This is a genomic window from Longimicrobium sp. (assembly GCA_036389795.1).
In the GTDB taxonomy this organism is placed as follows: Bacteria; Gemmatimonadota; Gemmatimonadetes; order Longimicrobiales; family Longimicrobiaceae; genus Longimicrobium.
On record DASVWD010000038.1, the window covers coordinates 1 to 20669 of the forward strand.

16 protein-coding genes are annotated in these 20669 nt (G+C 73.3%); 11 read left to right on the top strand and 5 right to left on the bottom strand.

What is annotated here, in order from left to right; translation table 11 throughout:
* The coding region (locus tag VF746_04470; GenBank protein HEX8691650.1) for a YifB family Mg chelatase-like AAA ATPase at positions 1–1320 on the bottom strand (1320 nt) is incomplete at its 3' end.
* Positions 1321–1601: 281 nt separating this feature from the next.
* Between VF746_04470 and VF746_04475 the strand changes: the two genes are divergently transcribed.
* Positions 1602–1997 carry a hypothetical protein gene (locus VF746_04475; GenBank protein HEX8691651.1) on the top strand — a complete coding sequence of 132 codons (396 nt, stop codon included), beginning with the start codon at positions 1602–1604 and terminating at the stop codon, positions 1995–1997.
* An 88-nt stretch (positions 1998–2085) separates the two neighbouring features.
* On the opposite strand, the gene VF746_04480 is transcribed toward VF746_04475, so the two are convergent.
* Complete coding sequence (locus VF746_04480) at positions 2086–2742, bottom strand: phenylalanine--tRNA ligase beta subunit-related protein (GenBank protein HEX8691652.1); 657 nt, start codon at positions 2740–2742, stop codon at positions 2086–2088.
* Between the two features lie 201 nt (positions 2743–2943).
* On the opposite strand from VF746_04480, the gene VF746_04485 reads away from it, so the two are divergent.
* Together VF746_04485 and VF746_04490 are read left to right on the top strand one after the other, a co-directional pair.
* A complete protein-coding gene (locus VF746_04485; GenBank protein HEX8691653.1) occupies positions 2944–3954 on the top strand; it encodes a YihY/virulence factor BrkB family protein in 1011 nt (336 codons plus the stop codon).
* Between the two features lie 165 nt (positions 3955–4119).
* Complete coding sequence (locus VF746_04490; GenBank protein ID HEX8691654.1) at positions 4120–5277, top strand: aminotransferase class V-fold PLP-dependent enzyme; 1158 nt, start codon at positions 4120–4122, stop codon at positions 5275–5277.
* Between the two features lie 44 nt (positions 5278–5321).
* Here the strand turns inward: VF746_04490 and VF746_04495 are convergent, their stop codons facing one another.
* The 3 genes from VF746_04495 to VF746_04505 all read right to left on the bottom strand — a co-directional run bounded on the left by VF746_04495 (position 5322) and on the right by VF746_04505 (position 10614).
* The gene (locus VF746_04495; GenBank protein ID HEX8691655.1) at positions 5322–5900 is read right to left on the bottom strand and encodes a PIN domain-containing protein; all 579 of its coding nucleotides are present in this window, start codon (positions 5898–5900) and stop codon (positions 5322–5324) included.
* Positions 5900–6394, bottom strand: a complete 495-nt coding sequence (locus VF746_04500) for a helix-turn-helix domain-containing protein (protein ID HEX8691656.1) — start codon at positions 6392–6394, stop codon at positions 5900–5902. Before VF746_04500 ends, VF746_04495 begins: the two co-directional genes overlap by 1 nt.
* A gap of 107 nt (positions 6395–6501) precedes the next feature.
* Positions 6502–10614 carry an ATP-binding protein gene (locus tag VF746_04505; GenBank protein HEX8691657.1) on the bottom strand — a complete coding sequence of 1371 codons (4113 nt, stop codon included), beginning with the start codon at positions 10612–10614 and terminating at the stop codon, positions 6502–6504.
* Between VF746_04505 and VF746_04510 the strand changes: the two genes are divergently transcribed.
* The 8 genes from VF746_04510 (at position 10601) to VF746_04545 (ending at position 20292) form a co-directional block, all read left to right on the top strand.
* Positions 10601–11356 (top strand): creatininase family protein, encoded by a 756-nt coding sequence (locus tag VF746_04510; protein ID HEX8691658.1) that lies wholly within the window; start codon positions 10601–10603, stop codon positions 11354–11356. The genes VF746_04505 and VF746_04510 overlap by 14 nt on opposite strands.
* 683 nt (positions 11357–12039) lie before the next feature.
* Positions 12040–12741, top strand: a complete 702-nt coding sequence (locus VF746_04515; protein HEX8691659.1) for a hypothetical protein — start codon at positions 12040–12042, stop codon at positions 12739–12741.
* A 213-nt stretch (positions 12742–12954) separates the two neighbouring features.
* On the top strand, positions 12955–13719 hold the full coding sequence (locus VF746_04520) for a YIP1 family protein (protein HEX8691660.1): 765 nt from the start codon (positions 12955–12957) through the stop codon (positions 13717–13719).
* Positions 13720–13803: 84 nt separating this feature from the next.
* Positions 13804–15342, top strand: a complete 1539-nt coding sequence (locus VF746_04525; protein HEX8691661.1) for a TolC family protein — start codon at positions 13804–13806, stop codon at positions 15340–15342.
* Between the two features lie 374 nt (positions 15343–15716).
* On the top strand, positions 15717–17030 hold the full coding sequence (locus VF746_04530; GenBank protein HEX8691662.1) for an efflux RND transporter periplasmic adaptor subunit: 1314 nt from the start codon (positions 15717–15719) through the stop codon (positions 17028–17030).
* Positions 17027–17803: an ABC transporter ATP-binding protein gene (locus tag VF746_04535; GenBank protein ID HEX8691663.1), complete on the top strand. Its 777-nt coding sequence runs from the start codon at positions 17027–17029 to the stop codon at positions 17801–17803. Before VF746_04530 ends, VF746_04535 begins: the two co-directional genes overlap by 4 nt.
* 4 nt (positions 17804–17807) lie before the next feature.
* The gene (locus VF746_04540; protein HEX8691664.1) at positions 17808–19052 is read left to right on the top strand and encodes an ABC transporter permease; all 1245 of its coding nucleotides are present in this window, start codon (positions 17808–17810) and stop codon (positions 19050–19052) included.
* Between the two features lie 10 nt (positions 19053–19062).
* Positions 19063–20292, top strand: a complete 1230-nt coding sequence (locus tag VF746_04545; protein ID HEX8691665.1) for an ABC transporter permease — start codon at positions 19063–19065, stop codon at positions 20290–20292.
* Positions 20293–20669: the final 377 nt, after the last annotated feature.

Genomic DNA, 20669 nt, shown 5'->3' on the forward strand with positions numbered 1-20669 from the left:
CATGTGCGCGTTGGCGTGGATGTCGGCGCGGCCGGCGAAGCGCGCGCGCTGCACCTCGCGCGCGCGGCTCACCCGCTCGCGGATCGCCTGGCTCGGCTCGCCCTGGCGCCGGTCCGCCAGGTCGCGCCAGCGCACGGCCGGCACCTCCACGTGCAGGTCCAGGCGGTCCAGCAGCGGCCCCGACACGCGCGAGAGGTAGCGCTGCACCGCCTGCGGCGCGCAGGTGCACTTGCGCTGGCCGTCGCCGTGGTAGCCGCACGGGCACGGGTTCATGGCGGCCACCAGCATGAAGCGCGACGGGTAGGTGAGCGAGACCGCGGCGCGCGACAGCGTGACCTTCGCGTCCTCCAGCGGCTGCCTCAGCTGCTCCAGCACGTTGCGGCGGAACTCCGGCAGCTCGTCCAGGAACAGCACGCCGTGGTGCGCCAGCGACGCCTCCCCGGGCCGGGGGTTGGAGCCGCCGCCGATGAGCCCGGCGTCGGAGATGGTCGTGTGGGGGTTGCGGAACGGGCGCGTGCTGACCAGGGCCTTCCCCCCGTTCAGCATCCCCGCCACCGAGTGGATCTTGGTGGTCTCCAGCGCCTCCTCGAAGGTGAGCGGCGGGAGGATGCCTGGGATGCGCTGCGCCAGCATCGTCTTCCCCGACCCCGGCGGGCCGACCATCAGGATGTTGTGGCCGCCCGCCGCCGCCACCTCCAGCGCGCGCTTGACGTGCTCCTGCCCTTTCACGTCCGCGAAGTCGGCGTCGTGCTCCGAGGCCACGCGGAAGAGCGCATCCCGGTCCACCGTGGCCACGGGGAGGGGGGCGCTCCCCTCCATGAAGCGCACCACCTCCTTGAGCGTGGCGGCGCCGCGCACCTCGATGCCGTCCACCACCGCCGCCTCGCCCACGTTCTCGGCCGGGAGCACCACCCCCGCGAGCCCCGCGTCGCGCGCCGCGATGGCGATGGGGAGCGCCCCGCGCACCGGCCGGATGCGCCCGTCCAGCGCCAGCTCGCCCACCAGCAGGTAGCGGTCGAGCCGCTCGACCGAGTCCAGCTGCCCCGTGGCGGCCAGCATCCCCACCGCGATCGGCAGGTCGAAGGCGCTCCCCGCCTTGGGGGTGTCGGCGGGCGCCAGGTTCACGGTGAGCCGGCGCGGCGGGAGGAAGTAGCCGCTGTTCATGAAGGCGGCCACCACCCGGTCGCGCGCCTCCTTCACCGCGCCCTGGGGGAGCCCCACCAGGTAGAAGGCGGGCAGCCCGCTGGCGGCGTCGGCCTCGATGGTCACCAGGTAGGCGTCGATGCCTAGCACCGCGCCGGCGAGGACTCGTGCGAGCAAGGGAAAGGCTCCGGAGGACGGGAGAAGTGAACGAAGAGAACGGGAGGGCGGCATAGTAGCGACGGACATCCACGCTGTCAACTTTGTCCGTTTTGTCCGTCGCCTTCCGTGCTGGGCCGGAATCCGCCGCCGTCCGCGCGCAAATCGTACAAAGTGAACACCGGGGCGCGTGGAGAATCCGCCCTTGTTGGAAGGTGGACGAGCGCGTAACATCTCCCGTGTACCCGCGCGAATAGTAGACAGTGTAGACGCCCAAGCGGGGCGTGGGCGGCGCCCGGCTGATGGCGCCGCCCCGCGCACCCGTGCCGCTCGAAGTGCTGCGGGCGGCGCTCCGGCTGGCGATCGAGCTCAGCTCGCTGCGGCAGGTGGCGCGCGAGACGGGGCTCACGCCGTCGGGGCTGGAGATCGCCCTGGTGAGCCGCCGGCCGCGCCACAAGACGCTGCGGAAGATGCAGGACTGGTACGTCCGGCACGCGGCCGCCGTGGGCGGCGCCGATGTGCACACGGCGCGGGCGGCGTTCGAGGTGCTGCTGGAGGGGCTGCCGAACGACCGCCGCCAGGCGCTGGTGGCCGACACGCTCGCGAAGCTCGGGGCGGCGCACCGGGAGTGCGGCAGCAACCCGCCCGGGTGGATGGCCAAGCTCAGGGGCGACGGAGCGGGGCCGGAGACGGGCTGAGCGGTCCGCCCGCTGGAGAGCACGAGAAACCGGCCGCGCGATCCGCGCGGCCGGTTCTTTCCCGTGGAGCGACGATGGTTCGGCTGCGCTACTCGACGCAGGCCGTCTCGACGCCCTCGGCGGAGGCGTGGCGCCTGAGCAGGTCGGCGAGCATCGCGACGGCGGGCTCCAGCTCCGCGCGGCCGGTGACGCCGAAGACGACGGCCAGGACCTCGCGCGCGGCGGGGGTGATCATCGTGCGCTGCGAGTCGCTGGTGGGGCTGCCGAAGGGGCCCTCGGCGTCGGCCAGCACGGGAAGGCCGTCCAGGTTCAGCCGCTCCTTCCCGATCCCGTCGTACGTCTCTCCCGGCGCGCCGCGGCGGAACACGACCGGCGGCCGCACGCGCGCCAGGTCGTACAGCCCGATCGGCTGCAGCGTGGCGAGGGAGACCAGGTTGACGGCGTCCACCACGTTGTGGATGCGGTAGAGCGGTTTCCCCGCGCGCACGCGCCGGAGCAGCGCCTCGGGCGAGCCGCGGTAGCGCGACGGCTCCTTCCCCAGCGCCTTGTAGAGCCCGCGCAGCGCGGCGACGGGCGGCTCGGCGGCGGGCTCGGTCCCCCGCTCCGCCGCGCGGCGCGCCGCCTCCTCCATCTCCCTCCCCAGCGCCTCGCTCCCCGGCTCCGTGCGCACGGCGGCGCGGACGCAGCCCAGGACCAGGTCCGGAGCGACCTCCCGGATCCGCGGGTCGATCCCGATCTCGAGCATCGTTCTCCGTATCAGGTGCCAGCGGGTCAGGCGGCGAAGAATACGGCGCCCTCCTGCATCCGATCAACCGGACCCGCTTCGCCTCCGTCGGCGAGGGGCCATGTCACCTCTGCGCAAGGTTCTGGAACCGGGCTTGCAACTGTCGCCGCGTCCACCGACGGGATGGATGCGACGTCAACGCAGCTGCGCGGGGCGGGACCCATGAAAATCAACGCGAAAGAGGCCTTCGGGCTGCTCAAGCAGTCGTTCCGCGACTTCTCGGACGACGAGTGCCCGCGGCTGGCGGCGGCGCTCTCGTACTACACGGTGTTCGCGCTGCCGCCGCTGCTCATCCTGATCCTCATGATCGTGGGCGCGGTGTTCGACCCGGCGGACGTCCGGGAGGCGCTGACGGGGCAGATCGGGAGCATGATCGGCAGCGAGGCGAAGGCCCAGATCGCCACGATCATCACCCACGCCGAGAACCCCGGCGCCAAACGCGGCATCGGGGCCGTGCTGGGGATCGGCGCGCTGCTCTTCGGGGCCACGGGCGCCTTCCTCCAGCTCCAGGGGGCGCTGAACCGCGCCTGGGAGGTGGAGCCCGACAAGAGCCAGGGCGGGATCAAGAACTTCGTTTTCAAGCGCCTGCTCTCGCTGGGGATGATCCTGGGGGTCGCCTTCCTCCTGCTGGTCTCGCTGGTCCTCTCCACCGTGATCTCGGCGCTGAGCGGGGTGCTCGAGCAGGCGTTCCCATGGTTCTCCGGGGCGGTGAGCTTCGTGATCGAGAACCTGTTCACACTGGCCGTGGTCACGCTCCTGTTCGGGGCGATCTTCAAGATCCTCCCCGACGCGCGGATCGCCTGGCGCGACGTGTGGGTGGGCGCCTTCGTCACCGGGCTTCTCTTCGTGATCGGCAAGGGGCTGCTGGGGCTGTACCTGGGTCGCAGCGACCCGGGGAAGGCATTCGGCGCGGCGGGCTCGCTGGTGCTCATCCTGGTGTGGATCTACTACTCGTCCATGATCGTGCTCTTCGGCGCCGAGTTCACGCAGACCTGGGCGGTGGAGAAGGGGGGCGGGATCGAGCCCGAGGAGGGGGCGAAGCGGATGACCGACGAGGTCCCCGGCCTGGGCCCCGACTCCGGCCCCGGCGGGAAGTCCGGCACCAGCGGCGAGCCCGACGCCGTCACCGCCGCCGAAGCCGCCCGCGAGCGCGCCACCAAGCGCGCGAGCTGACGGAACTCCATCCTGTCGAGAACGGGGACGGCTGCTTGGGGCGGCCGTCCCCGTTCCTCGTTCCGGGAGATGTGGATCGATCGCGAGTGCCTGGCCGGAAGCGCCCCCGGGCCGTAGTCTTCCGCGGACCGATCGACCGACCTCCGCCCGAGCTTGCGACCCGCGATGCTGGCCTGCCAACGCGACCGCTTCCATCTACCGGAAGACCTGCACTACCTGAACTGCGCCTACATGGGCCCGCTGCTCAAGCGCGTGGAGCAGGCGGGGATCGCGGCGGTGCAGCGCCGGCGCGACCCCACCAGCATCACGCCCGAAGACTTCTTCAGCGAGGCGGACAAGGCGCGGCGGCTCTTCGCGGGCCTCGTCCGCTCGAACGAGCCGGAGCGGGTGGCCATCGTCCCCGGCGTGTCGTACGCGATGGCGACGGTCGCGCGCAACCTGCCCCTGGGCGCGGAGCAGAACGTGGTGGCGGCGCACGCGCAGTTCCCCAGCAACGTCTACGGCTGGCGGCGCGCCTGCGCCGACGCCGGCGCGGAGCTGCGCACCGTGGCTCCCCCGGACCCGGCGGAAGGGCGCGGCGAGGCGTGGAACGCGCGGCTGCTGGAGGCGATCGACGGCCGGACGGCGCTGGTGGCGCTCGGCAACGTGCACTGGGCCGACGGCACGCGCTTCGACCTGGAGCGGATCGGCGAGCGGGCGCGCGAAGTGGGCGCGGCGCTGGTGGTGGACGGGACGCAGTCGGTGGGCGCCATGCCGCTGGACGTGCGCCGCGTGCGGCCCGACGCGCTGGTCTGCGCCGGGTACAAGTGGCTGCTGGGGCCGTACTCGCTGGGGCTGGCCTGGTACGGGCCGCGCTTCGACGGCGGGGTGCCGCTGGAGGAGACCTGGCTCGCGCGGCGCGGGAGCGAGGACTTCGCGCGCCTGGTGGACTACGCCGACGACTACCAGCCCGGCGCCGTGCGCTACGACGTGAGCGAGCGCAGCAACTTCACGCTGATGCCGATGCTGGTGGCCGCCCTGGAGCAGGTCACCGCCTGGCGCCCGGAAGAAGTGCAGCACTACTGCCGCGAGCTCACCCGCGGCCTGATCGCCGAAGCCAGGTCGCTCGGCTACGCGGTGGAGGACGAGCCGTGGCGCGGCGCCCACCTCTTCGGCATCCGCCTGCCGGCCGGAGTGGAGCTTCCCCGCCTCCAGCGGCTCCTGGCCGAGCGCCGCATCGCCGTCTCCCTGCGCGGCGACGCTATCCGCGTCGCTCCCAACGTCTACAACGACGAGCGGGACGTGGCGGCCCTCGCCGAGGTGCTGCGCGCGGCGCTGGGCTGACTTTCCACCTGCGGCACCGGCCTTCTCCCCGTCCGGCCTGCAGTTCAGCTTCGATCAAGAAATCCGGAGCCGGCGAGCAACTCGGCGACTCGCGGGAGGCCGGCATGCTGACGTAGAGAGTCGACGTATCCGGCTGGCGTGAGCGGATGCCGCTTGAGGGACAGACGGTGGCGCTCAGCGGCTTGGACGACATTTACGGAGTCCCGATCCCAGAGTAGTTCCACAAAACGGTCGGGATCGACTGGCTCCACTCCGGCGGGCCCGAGGACGTTGGGAGGGAAGTGCTTCAGGTTCCGGGTGACGATAAATTCCGCTTCATAGTGCACCGCGAGCGCCACGACGTGGCGGTCACCCTCATCGGGCAGCACGAGCGCATCTGCGCGCCTCGCGTATCCCGATCCCCATGCATCCGGGAAGTACGTGCGCATCTGAGTGACGAGATGGGCGCATTGCTCCTCGCTCATCCCCGCTCTCCCGCGGAGGTTGCGCACGCACTCCTCGACGATTTCCTCCGACCAGAGCGGATCGTACATCCCATCCACCGCCAGGTGGAGCAGGAAGTTCCGGAGCTGGAAAGGGAAAAGAACGTTGGCATCCAGAACAGCGGTCGGACACCGCGGCATCAGTAGCCGAGACCCAGCCTGTCAGTGAAATCCGCCATCTCTTCGAGGCCACGCAGCCGCTCTTCGCGGGAAGGACCACGCGTCCGCACGCCCCCACGCTCCATCTTCTTCCTGTACTCCAACAATGCGGAGAGCGGGATGCGGCGGTGGGTGCCGACCATCCGATACGGAATCCCTTCTCTGTCCAGGATGTCGATCAACGTCGGACGCGACATCCCCAGGATGCGCGCGGCCTGGTTGGTCGTGACCTCGTCGTCCTCATCCGCCACCCGATGGACGGCGACGGTGCGGCCCTCGGCGAGCTCGTCCAGGATGCGAGCCAGCGCGCGCACCACCTCCGCAGGCAGGTCAACCTCCTCAAGGTGAACCGGACCGTGTCGGGTCCTGCCTCCGATCTTTTCCACGGCTTCGGCAAAAACTCCGCGGCTCTGGCGCGCGGCCTTTACGGCGGAAGGCGTGGGCTCAAGAACGTCGATCTTCTCATCCAGCAGCATGGCTGCACCTCCACGTTGAACGCTGGAAGCAACTTATCCTATAAGTGCAGCATATGCAAGATGTGCAGCGAACGAAGACGTTGATGCAGGTCGTCTCGCTGTCCGCGTCAGGGCTCCGCCCCGTCCTCCACCCGGAGCCGCAGGTGCACCGTGGTGCCTTCGCCGGGGGTGGAGTCGACGGTGATCTCGGCGCCCCACGACTCCACCAGGCGGCGCACGATGGCGAGCCCCAGCCCCGTGCCGCTGGTGCGCGTGGAGAAGCGGGGCTCGAAGATGCGCGGCAGCAGCTCCGGCGGGATCCCCTCGCCCGTGTCGCTCACGTCCAGCCCGAGCCACGCCCCGCCGCCCGCCGGGGCCGCCGCGATCCGCACCTCGCCGCCGCCGTCCAGCGCCCCGCGCGCGTTCTCCAGCAGGTTCACCAGCACCTCGCGCAGCTCGCCCTCGCGCGCGCGCACCTCCGGCAGCCCCGGCGGCACGTCGAGCACGTAGGCGATCCCGTCGTCGCCGCCGCGGTAGAGCGCCAGCGTGTCCTCGGCCACGCGCCGCACGTCCACCCGCTCCAGCGGCTCGCCGCTTTCCGACGGCGTGCCGAAGCGGCTGAAGGCGCGGGCGATCCCGCCCAGGCGGTCGATCTCGCGCAGCACCGCCTCGACGTTGCGGTCCAGGATGGCGCCGAAGTCGTCGCGGCGGTCGCCCCAGGCGCGGCGGATGTGCTGCACCGCCAGCTTGATCGGCGTCAGCGGGTTCTTGATCTCGTGCGCCACCTGCCGGGCCATCTCGCCCCAGGCCAGCACCCGCGCCGAGCGGATCTCGGCGGTGACGTCCTCCAGCACCAGCACCGCCCCGCGCTCCCCCTCCTCGGTGGCCAGCCGCCGGAGCCGGAGCCGCACCACCCGCGCGTCCACCTCGCGCTCCTCGGTCCACTCGCGCGCCCCCGAGGCCAGGAAGCCCCGCACCGTGGCCGCCACCGCCGCGGGGAGCGGCAACTCCTCGGGGATGCGCCCGCCCGCCTCCACCTCCACCCCCAGGATCTGGTTGGCGCGCGGGTTGATGAGCGCCACCCGCCCGGCCGCGTCGAGCGCCACCACGCCCGTGCCCGCCTCGGCCACGATCGCCTCGGTGCGCCGCGTCTCGCTCACCAGCGCGTCCTGCGTCTCGCGCAGTCCCCGCACCATGCGGTTGAAGGTGCGGAAGAGCGGGCCGAACTCGTCCTTGCGCCGGGCCGGCAGCCGCACCCGCAGGTTCCCCTCGCCCACGCTGGCCGCCGCGCGGCCCATGGCCTCGATCGGGCGCGAGAGGGCGCGTCCCACCAGGAGCGAGAGCACCACCGAGAACGCCGCCCCGAAGAGCACCGCCAGCAGCACCACGTCGGCCAGCTCGCGCTGGCGCCGGGCGATCTCGCCCGAGGCCAGCGGGGTGGGCGAGGCCAGCACGTCGTCGGACTGGCCGAGCCGGCGGTACGCCACCAGGTAGTCGTGCCCCGCCAGCCGGCGCTCCTCCTGGGCCTCCACCGCCTCGCCCACCTTGAACTCCAGGTACACGCGCGGCGGGAGCCAGGCGTGGTAGAGCCCCAGCTCGATCACCTCCGCGGCCGCCGCCCGGGACAGCACCCCGCGCTGGTAGAGGAGGAGGTCGGCCCCCACGTGCCGCGCCAGCTCGCCCAGGCTGGCCCCCTGGTACTCCGCGGCGGACTGCGCCAGCACCCGCTCGGCCAGCGCGGCGGCCGTGCGCGCCACCTCGCGCGAGAGCGTGCGGTACGCCGTGGCGCCGAACGCCGCCATGGGGACCAGGAAGAAGACGAAGAGGGTGAGCGTGAGCCGCCCGCGGAAGGTCCAGAACCACCCCCACTGCCCCGACTCGAGCCCCAGCGGCTCGCCGCAGAGCGAGCGCGCCACCGCCCAGAGCACGGTGAGCACGGCCAGCACCAGCGCCATGGCCAGCACCCCCCGCGCCAGCAGGATCGGGCCGGGCGGCGCGGGCACCAGCAGGTGCGCGTGCTCGGGCCCCACGGGGAAGCGCACCACCGCCTCGCTCTGCCACCCCCCCGGCGCCGCCCCCCAGCGCAGGGAGTCGGGCGGGGGCGCGCGCCCGTCCGCCGGGGGGAGGAGCGAGAGGGAGGCCGCCTCGCCGGCCTCGCCCTCGCCCGCCGGCTCCAGGAAGCGCGAGAGCTGGGTGGAGGGCCCCAGGTGCCGGCGCGGCGGGACGGCGGCCGTCACCGTGCGACCGCCGGGGAGGGGGACGGCCAGCAGGTAGTGCAGCCACTCCTGGTCGGTGAAGCGCTCCACGATCGGCTCCTCGGCCGCCCGCGCGCGGCGCAGCACCTCGTCCAGCCGGTCGCGCGGCACCGGCGCGTCGGTGAGCCGCAGCTCGGCCTCGGGCACCTCGCCGTCCCAGAGCGTCACGCTCGCCTCGTACCCCTCCTGCGCCAGCCCCCCTTCCCCCGCCTCCACCCACGACTGGTAGAGGAGGCTCACCCCCTCGCGCCCCTCCGCCGCGTGGCGCAGCACCTCCTCGGCGAAGTCGCGCAGGAGGAAGTCCAGGTACGGGTCGGGCTGCGCGCCCAGGCGCGCCAGCTCGCGCCCGGCCTCCTGCAGCCGGGCGTTCAGGTGCAGGCTCCAGAGCTGCGGCAGCGCCAGCGTCGTCCCGATCCACCCCACCACCACCCAGGGCAAGAGCGCCCCGCGCCCCACCTCGGCCCGGCTGAGCGCCGCCGCGGCGAGCGCGAAGGGAACCGCCCAGAGCGCCGCGGTCCAGAGCGGCGCCTCGCGCCCGGGGCGCCACCAGAGGAGCACCCCCAGCGCGAGCGCGGCGGCCACCGCCAGCGCCAGCACCACCAGGACCATCCGCCGCCGCCACGGCATCGCCCGCTCCGAGGGGTCCAGCAGCGCCAGGAGGGGGACCGAGGCGAGGAGGGAGAGCGCCAGGATGAGCGCGGCGCCCCCCGCCGAGCGCGCCGCCAGCACCCCCGGCGCCACCGCCTCGCGCACCGTCCACAGCGCCCCCACCAGCACGAGGGCGGCGAGCGCGGCGCGCACCGGGAGCGCGAGCGCCGCCAGCGGCCGCCCCACCCGCGGGCGGGAGAGGATCCAGACGGCCACGCCGGCCAGGAAGACGAGCAGCTGCCCCAGGCTCACGTCGCCCGGGAGCACGGGGAGCACGAACCCCAGCGGCGAGAACGCCTCCGCCCCGGTCATCCGGTCCAGGGGGAAGACCAGGAGCGAGACGGTGAGCACGCCCACGGGGATCCCGGGCGGCCCCGCCCCGCCCCGGTACCAGGCCAGGGCCAGCAGGAGCGCCGCCGCGAGCCACGCCGCCGCGGCCGTCCAGCGCCCGCGCGAGGCCACCCGCTCGCGCCAGCGCTCCTGGGTGATGGTGGCGAAGAGGACGCTGAGGATCACCCGCCCGTCGGCGGACGACCAGTCCCACACCGACTCGCCCGGCGGCGCCAGGTCCGGCCGGATGAAGCGCGGGCGCACCCCGAAGCGCGCGGCGAAGCGCTCCGCGTAGGGGCGGGTGCCCTCCCCCACCGCCACGTGCGCGTCGAGCAGCACCGCCGAGACCGCCACCCGCCCCCCGGCGAGCGGCCGGGCGAAGTAGACGTAGCCGAAGAGGGGCCCCGCCGAGAAGCTCTCGGCCAGGAGCCCCGCGCGCACCGAGTCGGGGACCGAGCCGCGGTGCTCGCCCGCCCACACCAGCGGCGAGCCGTCGGGGAGGTACACGGCCAGCGCGCTCACCCCGGTGGCGCGCCGGGCCTCCTCCACCCGCTGGAAGAGCCCCGCGGTGGCCGCGGGCGCGCGCCCCGCCAGCGCGGCCGCCGAGTCCACCGCCCGCGAGCCGGCGTCGAAGAGGCCGTTCAGCCCGCCGCGCAGCTCCTCCTCGGCGCGGTCCTCGGCCGCGCGGCGCACCCGGGGCCAGTCGCCCGCCACCTGCCCCAGGCGAAACTGCACCGCGCCCCCTATACTGACGGCGGCCACCAGCGCCGCGGCCGCCCCCACGCGCCAGGAGCGCCCCGCGCGCGCGAAGAGCGCCCAGAGCAGCGTGCCCACGGCGGCGGCGGCGAGCCACCCGGCCGAGAGCCCGGCCGTCCACGCCGCCAGCGCCAGCACCGCGCCCCAGGCGCCCGCCCACGCCAGCACGTCGCCCCCCGGCCGGCGCGCGGCGGGGCGGGCGGAGGCGGGGCCCTCCACCTCCCAGGACGCCCGAGCGATGACCTCAGCCACGACCGCGCCCCCCAGGAGCTACGCCCTGGCCGACCTCCCCTGGACCGACGTGGCCGCGCACCTGGCCACCGACCGGCGCCTGCTGGTGCCGGTGGGCGCGTGCGACCAGCACGGCCCGCACCTCCCCGTGGGCGCGGGCACCGTGGTGGTGGAGGCGCTGGTGGCCGACCTGGCGCGCGAGTTCGGCGTGCTGCGGGCGCCCACCTTCCACTACGGCGTCACCGTCCCCGGCGAGCGCGACATGGCCGGCACGGCGGGCTTGAGGCCCAAGACGCTGCACCGCGCGCTCAACGAGCTGCTGGCCGCGTGGAGCTGCCAGGGCTTCGAGGAGTTCATCGCGGTAACGGCCAACCGCTTCGACCCGCACGTCGAGGCGCTGGCCACGGTGCGTACGGCCGGGGCGCGGGTGCGGGTGGTGGAGGCGCTGTCGGTGGACCTGTCTCAATTCCTGGAAGCGGAAGGGGGGCCGGAGCACGCCGGCGAGGCGCTCACCTCGCTGGTGCTGCACCTGCGCCCCGAGGCGGTGCGCATGGACCGGGCGCGCGACTTCCCCGTGGACGTCCCCACCGGCGGGCGCCCCGTGGCCCGGCTGGCGCGGCTCCCCGAGGGGTGTCCCGGCTCCGTGGGGCGCCCCACGCGGGCCAGCGCCGAAAAAGGCAGGCAGATGTACGAACATATCCTGCAGAAGATCCGTCACAAGGTGTTCATCGCCCCGCCCCCCGCGCCGACCGAAGGAGCGTGAGTGCGGAAGTGCGAGGTGCGAAGTGCGAAGTGCGATGGTACGGAGTACGGGGTGCGAGGTACGGGATCGCCCGCATGGGCTTGGCACTCGGCACCTTGCACTTCTCACCGCGGTTCCGGGCGTGTCCCTCCGCTGCGCTCCGGGCCGGGCTGCGCGCGCCGTAGGGCAGCAAACGACGCTGCCCAACGGCGCCGGGCCACCGCCGCCACGATACCCCTGTGGCGGCGCCGTCCCGGCCCTCCGGGCGCGCATCCCTCACGCAAAAGCAGGAGACAGGGAACAGCTGGCACCGACCTCCATCCTCGTACCAGACGTAAAGTCCACCCCTCCCGAAGCCGGGCCCCGAAGTCGGGAGAGGGTCGCCGCTCCGAGGCGGCGGATGAGGGGCCCCTGCGCGCGTCCCTGCGTCCGCCGCGAAGGACAGGTCCCGTCTCCCCGCGGCGAGGAGGTCTCTCCCCCGGGCTGTCCTGGAACAGCGCCTCAGGCGCCAGGGAAAGGGCCCCCGCGCGACGCCGATCCCGTCGCAGCGCCTCGACCTTTCGCACTTTGCACACCGCACTTCGCACTTCGCACCGCGCACTTCGCACTGTCCTTGCACTCCGTACTCCGTACCCCGTACCCGAAACCCCCGCCCCCCTGCCGGGGTACCCAACCGGCGCTTCCGCGAACCCAAAGGACGTGTGATGACCCAGCATAGAGCGCTCCTCCACGCCGCCGCCCTCTTCGCCGGGCTCGCCGCCGCGCCGCTCCTGGCGCAGGCCGAGCCCGCCGACTCGGGCACCTTCCGCGTGAGCGTGGGCGGGCAGGAGGTGGGGACCGAGCAGTTCCGCATCCAGCAGACCGGCAGCGGCACCGGCGTGGTGTACCTGGCCAGCGGCCGCGTGAGCCTGCGCCTGCCGAGCGGCTCGCTGGAGCTCCGGCCGCGGCTGCGCGCCACCGGCCTCCAGGCCGACCCCGTGCGCTACGAGATCGACGTGGGCGGCGACGCCCCGGGGCGCATCGCCGGCGACATCGGCCAGGGGCGGGTGAGCGCCCGCATCGTCACCGCCTCGGGCGAGCAGCTGCGCGAGTACGTGGCCAGCTCCGGCGCCGTGGTGCTCGACGAGGGGGTGGCGCACCTCTACTACTTCCTCGCCCAGCGGCTCCACTCGGGGCGCGTCCCCGTCATCGTCCCCCGCGAGAACCGCCAGGTGATGGCCACCGTGGCCGACCGCGGCCAGGAGACGGTGCAGGTCGGCGACAGGAGCGCCCGCCTCTTCCACCTGGTGGTGCAGCTCCAGGACGGCGGCGAGCACCACGTCTGGGTCGACGCCCTGAACCGCGTGGTCAAGGTCGAGATCCCGGCCCGCGGCTACCAGGCCGTCCGCACCGAGCTCCCCCGCTGAAATCGAGGGCTCACGGGAGCGGATCCGCGGCGCCGGAGGGAGGGTCTCCCGCCGGCGCCGCGCACTTCCCGCCACCGAGCTGCAACTCACGCCCGCGCAGGATTTTACCGCGAAGCACGGTCGTTTACACGCCCCGCGCCGCGGGTTATATTGAACGGTCCCCTTCCCGCCGGGGCGGCTCGCCCCGCGACCGAAACGCCTGAAACACGGACCATGTCCATCACCGTCGCCCACCCCGGTGACGCGCCCGGCGTGGCGGAGCCGCCGCGGCCGAGCTCCCTGCCCCAGCGCGTGGCGGACCTCTTCTTCTCGCCCGGCAGGCTGTTCGCGGAGCTGCGCGAAGACGACCGCGCGGCGGCCTGGCTGGCGCCGATCCTGGTCGGGTTCCTCTTCGTCGCCGTGGTCGAGGCGCTGCGGCTGGCGCTGGTCTCCGACCAGCAGCTCATGGACTTCTCGCTGGAGCAGGCCCGCCGCATGGGGCAGACGGCCACGCCGCCGCCCGGGGCCATGGAGGCGCAGGTGGCCATGACCCGCGTCTTCTTCCTGGTGGGCGGGCTCGTCTCCACCGCGGTCATGCCGTTCATCGTGGGCGCCATCCTCTGGGTGCTCTTCGGGGTGATGCTGGGCGGCGACGCCGGCTACCTGAAGCACGTGGGCGTGGCCGCCTGGGCGTCGCTGGCCTCCTCGCTGGGCTACCTGGTGATCAGCCTCCTCCAGTTCGCCTCGGGGCGGCTGGACCTGACGCTCGACCTGTCCGTCCTGACGCCCGACCTGGAGCCGGGGCCGCTGCTGGGAGTGCTGCGCGCGCTCGGCCCGTTCACGATCTGGTGGGTGCTGCTGCTGGCCATCGGCGGCGCGGTGGTGAACCGCCGCCGCGGCTGGGGGCTCCCGGCCGCCGTGCTCTTCGCCCTCGTGATCGGCATCGGCCTGGTGGCCGGGCTGCTGATGGGCGTGGCCGGCGGCGGCGCCGGAGCCTGAAACTTTTCCCGGCGGTCCCCGTACTTCCGCCCCGTCCGCGGCGGGGGCCGCCCGTACGCTCGCGTTTTCAACCCCGTAGAACCCATGCGCACCCTCCTTCGGCGCCCCGGCGCCGCGCTCGCCCTCGCCCTGGCCGCGCCGGCCGCCCTGGCCGCGCAGGTCACCCCGCCCCCGCCGCCCGCCCCGGCCGCCGCGTCGGTGCGGACCGACGGGCCCACGCTCACGCTGGAGCAGGCGGTGGCCACGGCGCGCGAGCGCAACCCCGACATGCTCATGCAGCGCAACGACGTCCGCAGCACGCGGGCGGCGCTGCGCGCGGCGCGCTTCGACTTCCTCCCCTCGGCCGACGTGTCGGGGAGCCTGGGCTACCAGGCCCCCGGCGAGCAGCGCGCCGGGGCGTTCCGCCTGGCGCAGAGCTCGCCGCCCTACTACTCGTCGAGCTACAACCTGGGGATCGGCTACCGGCTCGACGGCCAGAAGCTGATGGAGCCGGCCATCGCCCGCGCCAACGACCGCGCCACGCGCGAGCGCATCGAGGGCTACGAGGCCAACCTGGTGAGCCAGGTGTCGCAGCAGTACCTCACCGCCCTGCAGGCGCTGGAGCAGGTGGCGCAGGCCGAGCGCGAGGTGGGACGCACGCAGGAGCACGAGCGGCTGGCCCGGGCCCGCCTGGAGGTGGGCGCCGGCACCCCGCTGGACCTGCGCCGCGCCGAGGTGCAGCGCGGCCAGGCCGCGGTGGCCGTGGTGCAGCGCAAGAACACCTACCAGACCGAGCTGCTCCGGCTGGGGCGGCTGATGGGCACCCTGCTGCCGCCGGACACGAAGCTCGCCTCCACCTTCCAGCTCTTCGCGCCCAGGTGGAGCGCCGACGAGCTGGTGGCGATGGCGCTGGCGGGGAACCCGAACCTGGACGCCGCCCGCGCCAGCGCCCGCGCCGCCCGCACCGGGGTGCGCGCCGCGCGCACCCAGTACCTGCCCAGCGTCTCCTTCCGGATGGGCTTCGGCGGGTCGGTGTACTCGGCGGGCGACCTGGACCCGCTCATCGCCAGCGAGCTGCGCAACACCCAGGGCCAGTTCAACGGGTGCCTGCAGGGCAACGAGCTGAACCGGCTGCTGGGCAAGCCCGAGGAGGACTGCTCGCCGTTCAACACCCAGCTCCCCACGGTGGCCGACAGCGTGCGCCGCTCCGTGCGCTCGCAGAACCCCAGCTTCCCCTTCGGCTTCAGCACGCAGCCGATGACGGCGAGCCTTTCGCTGTCGCTGCCGATCTTCAACGGGCTGCAGCGCGAGCGGCAGATCGAGGAGGCGCGGGTGCAGGCGCAGGACGCGGAGCTGGCGGTGCAGCGGCAGGAGCTGGACCTGCGCACCGACATCGCGGGCGCCCTGCTGGCGGTGCAGACGGCCTACGAGACGGCCCAGCTCCAGGAGCAGGTGGTGCAGAAGGCCTCCGAGGAGCTGCGCCTGGCGCAGGAGCGCTTCCGCTTCGGCGTGGCGAGCTCGGTGGAGGTGACCGACGCGCAGACCTCCCTCTCCGAGGCCGAGCGGGCGCGCATCGACGCGATCTTCGCCTACCACAAGTCGCTGGCGGCGCTGGAGGCGCTGGTGGGGCGGCGGCTGCGGTAGGGAAGTGCGAAGTGCTGAGTGCTGAGTGCTGAACGGCGGGACGGGAGCAGAGGCGGTCGCCGGCTGTCCCCTGTCACCTGTCCCCTGTCACCTGAAGTTGCGTGAGGGATGCGCGCCCGGAGGGCCGGGACCCGGGCGCGCCGTGGGGTTGGGCGCGACCGGGTCCCGGCGCCGTTGGGCACAGCGGTATCGTGCCCTACGGCGCGCGCAGCCCGGCCCGGAGCGCAGCGGAGGGACACGCCCAAACCGCAGTGCGTGAGTGCGGTAGTGCGGAAGTGCGTCCCTGCTCCCGGCCCCAGCGCACTCACGCACTCACGTCTCTCTCGCGGGTCTTCACGATACACGCTCTGACGGACAGCCGAACGGTGACCAAGATGAAGAAGCTGCTGATCGCCCTGGGGGTGGTCGCGGCGATCGCGATCCTCTCCGCGGTCGCGCTGGCCGGCAACGGGCAGCGGGGCGGGCGCGAGGTGCGCACCGAGACGGTGGGGCGGCGCGACCTGGTGTCGATCGTCACCGCCAGCGGGAAGATCGAGCCCAAGCGCAAGGTCGACATCTCGGCCGACATCTCGGGGCGCGTGATCGAGCTGGCGGTGGAGGAGGGGCAGTGGGTGGACCGCGGCGCCCTGCTCCTGCGCATCGACCCCAGCCAGTACGCGGCGGCCGTGCGGCAGGCCGAGGCGGCCGTCGCGCAGAGCCGCGCCCGCGAGGCCGAGGCCCGCGCCCAGCAGCTGAAGGCGCAGGCGGACCTGCGGCGCGCCGAGATGCTGGCGCAGGGGCGCGAGCTGATCTCGGCCCAGGAGGTGGACCAGGCCCGCACCCAGGCGCAGGTGGCCGAGGCCGGCGTGCAGGCGGCCCGCTACTCGGTGCAGCAGGCGCAGGCCTCGCTCTCGCAGGCGCGCGACAACCTCTCCAAGACCACCATCCGCGCCCCCATGAGCGGCCGCGTCACCCGGCTCAACATCGAGGAGGGGGAGACGGCGATCATCGGCACCATGAACAACCCGGGCTCGCTCCTGCTCACCATCGCCGACCTGACGGTGATGGAGGCCAAGGTGCGCGTCGACGAGACCGACCTGCCGCGCATCTCGGCCGGCGACAGCGCGTCGGTGAAGATCGACGCCTTCGCCGGGCAGACGTTCTCGGGGCGGGTCACCCGCATCGCCAACAGCGCGCTGCAGACGGCGGCGCAGCAGGCGGGCGGCGGCGACCAGCAGTCGGTGGACTACGAGGTGGTGGTGACGCTCGACAACCCGCCGGAGGCGCTGCGCCCCGACCTCTCGGCCACGGCCGAGATCGTCACCGACCAGCGGACGAACGCGCTCGCGATCCCCATCATCTCGCTCACCGTGCGCGACAGCGCGGGCAAGCGCTTCAAGGCGGGCGACGCGGAGGAGGAGAAGGAGCGCAAGGACCGCGTGCGCCAGGCCGGCGGCCAGCAGAGGGGCACCGAGGACGCGGAGGTGCAGGGCGTCTTCGTCGTCCGGGACGGCAAGGCGGAGTGGGTGCCGGTGGAGACCGGGATCACCGGCGACGAGTACTTCGAGGTGAAGCGGGGCTTACGCGGCGGCGAGACGGTGGTGTCGGGGACCTTCCAGGCCGTGCGCGAGCTGGAGGACAGCGACCCGGTGCGCACCGAAGAGGCCGGGGGCGCCAGGGGCCGCGGCCGGGCCCGGAGGGGCTCGTGAGCGGCAACGGCGGGGCGCCGGTCGAGGGGACTCCGATCATCGAGACGCGCGACCTGCAGAAGCACTACGAGATGGGCGCGGAAGTCGTGCGCGCGCTGCAGGGGGCGGACCTCAGGATCTTCCGCGGGGAGTACGTGGCCATCATGGGGCCGTCGGGGTCGGGGAAGTCCACGCTGATGAACCTGATCGGCTGCCTGGACTCGCCCACGGCGGGCGAGTACGTGCTGAACGGGCAGAAGGTGGCGGGGATGAACGACGACGAGCTGGCCCGCGTGCGCAACCGCGAGATCGGCTTCGTCTTCCAGACCTTCAACCTCCTCCCCCGCTCCACGGCGCTCGAGAACGTGGAGCTGCCGCTGGTCTACGGCGGGGTGGGGCGGAAGGAGCGCCGCGCCCGGGCCGAGGAGGCGCTCGTGCACGTGGGGCTCGGCGACCGCATGGACCACCGCCCCAACGAGCTCTCGGGCGGGCAGCGCCAGCGGGTGGCCATCGCCCGCGCGCTGGTGACGCGCCCCTCCATCATCCTGGCCGACGAGCCCACGGGGAACCTGGACTCCACCACCTCCGAGGAGATCATGGGGCTCTTCGCGCGGCTGAACGCCGAGGGGCAGACCATCATCATGGTGACCCACGAGGCCGACATCGCGGCCCACGCCGCGCGCGTGGTGACGCTGCGCGACGGCAGGATCGAGAGCGACCGGGCGCAGGTGCCCACCCCCGCGCGCGCCCGCGCGGCCGCGGCCGAGCCCGAGCCGGCGCTCACGGAGGCGTGAGGACATGCGCTCGGGCGAGGCGCTGCGCATGGCCTTCGAGGCCATCCGCGCGCACAAGCTGCGCGGCTTCTTCACCGTGCTGGGCACCGTGGTGGGGGTCACCTTCCTGATCGCGGTGATCACCCTGATCGAGGGGATGAACCAGTACGTCGAGAAGGAGTTCAAGGGGCTCGTCTACGGGGTGAACTCGGTGACGCTGCGCCGGTGGCCCCAGATCGACGACGCCGACGCGCAGACGTGGCGCGAGTGGCGGCGCCGGCCGCGGATCCGCTTCGAAGACGCCGACTGGCTGGCGGAGCGGATGGAGACGCCGGGCACCGTGGCCCTCTCCGCCAGCAACATGACCCGGGTGCTGGGGCCGCGCGGGCGCGAGGCCCAGAACGTGTGGGTGACCGGCGCCAGCGCCTCCTGGTTCCAGGTGCGCGAGATGGCGCTGGAGAGCGGCCGCCCCTTCAACCGCCAGGAGGACGAGATGGGCCTCCCGGTGGTGGTGATCGGCAAGGACGTGGCGGCGGCGCTCTTCGAGGACCGCGACCCGCTGGGGCAGGAGGTGCGCATCCGCAACTTCCCCTACCGGGTGATCGGGGTGCTGGAGAAGCAGGGGAAGCTCTTCGGGATGAGCCTGGACAACCAGGCGATCGCCCCGATCCGCTCCGACCTGGACGGCTTCGTGAACAACGGCCGCCGGGGGACGGTGGACGAGCTGACCTTCAAGGTCCCCGAGGACCGGCTGATCCCGCTGGCCAAGGCCGAGCTGGAGAGCCTGATGCGCGTCCGCCACGGGCTCGGCCCGCGGGACCCGAACGACTTCGCGCTGGAGACGGCCGAGGAGTCGCTCTCCTTCTGGACCAAGATCCGTCAGATCCTGCTGCTGGCGCTCCCCGGGCTGGTGGGGATCAGCCTGGTGGTGGGCGCCGTGGTGATCATGAACATCATGCTGGTGTCGGTGAGCGAGCGCACCCGCGAGATCGGCATCCGCAAGTCGCTGGGGGCGCGCCGGAGCGACGTGCTCCTCCAGTTCCTCTTCGAGGCGTCGGCGCTCTCCGGCACGGGCGCGCTGTTGGGGATCGGGCTGGGAGTGCTGCTGGCCAAGGCGGTGCAGGCCGCCACGCCGCTCCCCACCAGCGTGGCGCCCTGGTCGATCGCGCTGGCGGTGGGGCTGGGCGTGGGCGTGGGGCTGGCGGCCGGGGTGTACCCGGCGTACCGCGCCTCGCGGCTGGACCCGATCGTGGCCCTCCGGGCCGAGTGAGGAGCGAGCCGTGAACCTGCAGAGCACGCGCGAGGGGGTGCAGATCGCCATCGCGGCGCTGCGCTCCGACAAGGTGCGCGCCTTCCTCACCATCCTGGGGATCGGGATCGGGGTGGCCACCGTCACGGGGATGGGCGCGATCATGAACGGGGTGGAGGCGGGGATCGCCGACAACTTCGAGGCGATCGGCCCCGCCAACTTCAAGATGACCCGCGTCGACGAGACGCAGATCCGCTTCACCGACGACGACCCCTTCGCGGGCAAGCCCAAGATCACGCTGGCCGAGGGGCGGATGCTGGAGGAGCTTCCCTCGGTGCGCAGCGCCACCCCGATGGCGCCGGCGACGGCCGACCTGAAGGTGGGCGCGAAGGAGCTGGCGGGGGTCCAGGTGATCGCGATGGGCATCGACTGGACCACCTACTGGCAGGGCGACTTCCTGGAGGGGCGCAACTTCCTCCCCTCCGACCTGGAGCGCTCGGCCCCGGTGACGGTGCTCTCGGAGGAGCTGGCGAAGCGCGCCTTCGGCGAGGCGGGCGCGGTGGGGAAGCAGGTGCGGATGGCCGGGAACGTGTTCGAGGTGGTTGGCGTCTACAAGCCCAAGCCCAACGTCTTCCAGGGCGGCAGGCCGATCTGGGCCATCGTCCCCGCCACCGCCGCCTTCAAGTTCCTCCCGATCTACGACGAGTGGGTGGAGCTGTGGATCGTCCCCGCGCCGGGGCACACGCAGGACGAGGCCATGGACGAGGTGACCATGGCCATGCGCACCCTCCGGCGGCTCAAGCCGGGCGACGAGAACAACTTCGCCCTGGTGCGCCAGGAGGCGTTCGTGAACCTGGTCGGCGGCATCACGGGGGCGATCCGCCTGGTGATGACGGTGCTCTCGGGGATCGGGCTGATCGTGGGCGGCGTGGGCGTGGTGGGGATCATGCTGATCTCGGTGACCGAGCGCACGCGCGAGATCGGGGTGCGCAAGGCGCTGGGCGCGCGCAGGAGCGAGATCCTCTGGCAGTTCCTGGTGGAGTCCACCACCGTCACCTTCATCGGCGGGGTGTTCGGGCTGCTGTTCGGGGCGGGCGGGGCGCTCCTGCTCAAGGCGTTCACCCCCGTCCCCGCCGCGGTGCCGCTCTCGTCGGTCCTCTGGGCGCTGGCGATCGCGGCGTTCACCGGCATCGTCTTCGGGCTCTACCCGGCGAACAAGGCGGCGCGGCTGGATCCGGTGGAGGCGCTGCGGTACGAGTAGGGTGCGAGGTACGGAGTACGAAAGTACGGGAGTACGACGATCGAGAGCCCCCGCCTTCGCGCTTCGGTTGCGCGCGGGGCGGGGGCTGCGGCATCTTGCGGCCCGGCGGCGTGGCCATGTTCGACGCCGTTCGCAGCCCGTTCGTCGCCCCGCCGGTTGTCCCCGGTTGAAATCGGGGGCTACGACGGCGCAAAGTCCGCCTTCGCGGACTCCGGGGGACGAGTTCCGCGCGTCGCGCCACCCTCGGCCACGTGTAGTTCTCCCTCCCACCGCGCAGCGGGGGGAGGGCCGGGGAGGGGGGCTCCTCGCGGCCGCGCCGATGCCGGTCGAAGCGCGACGAACCCGGCCGCCTTTGCGACGGACCCGACCACGATCCA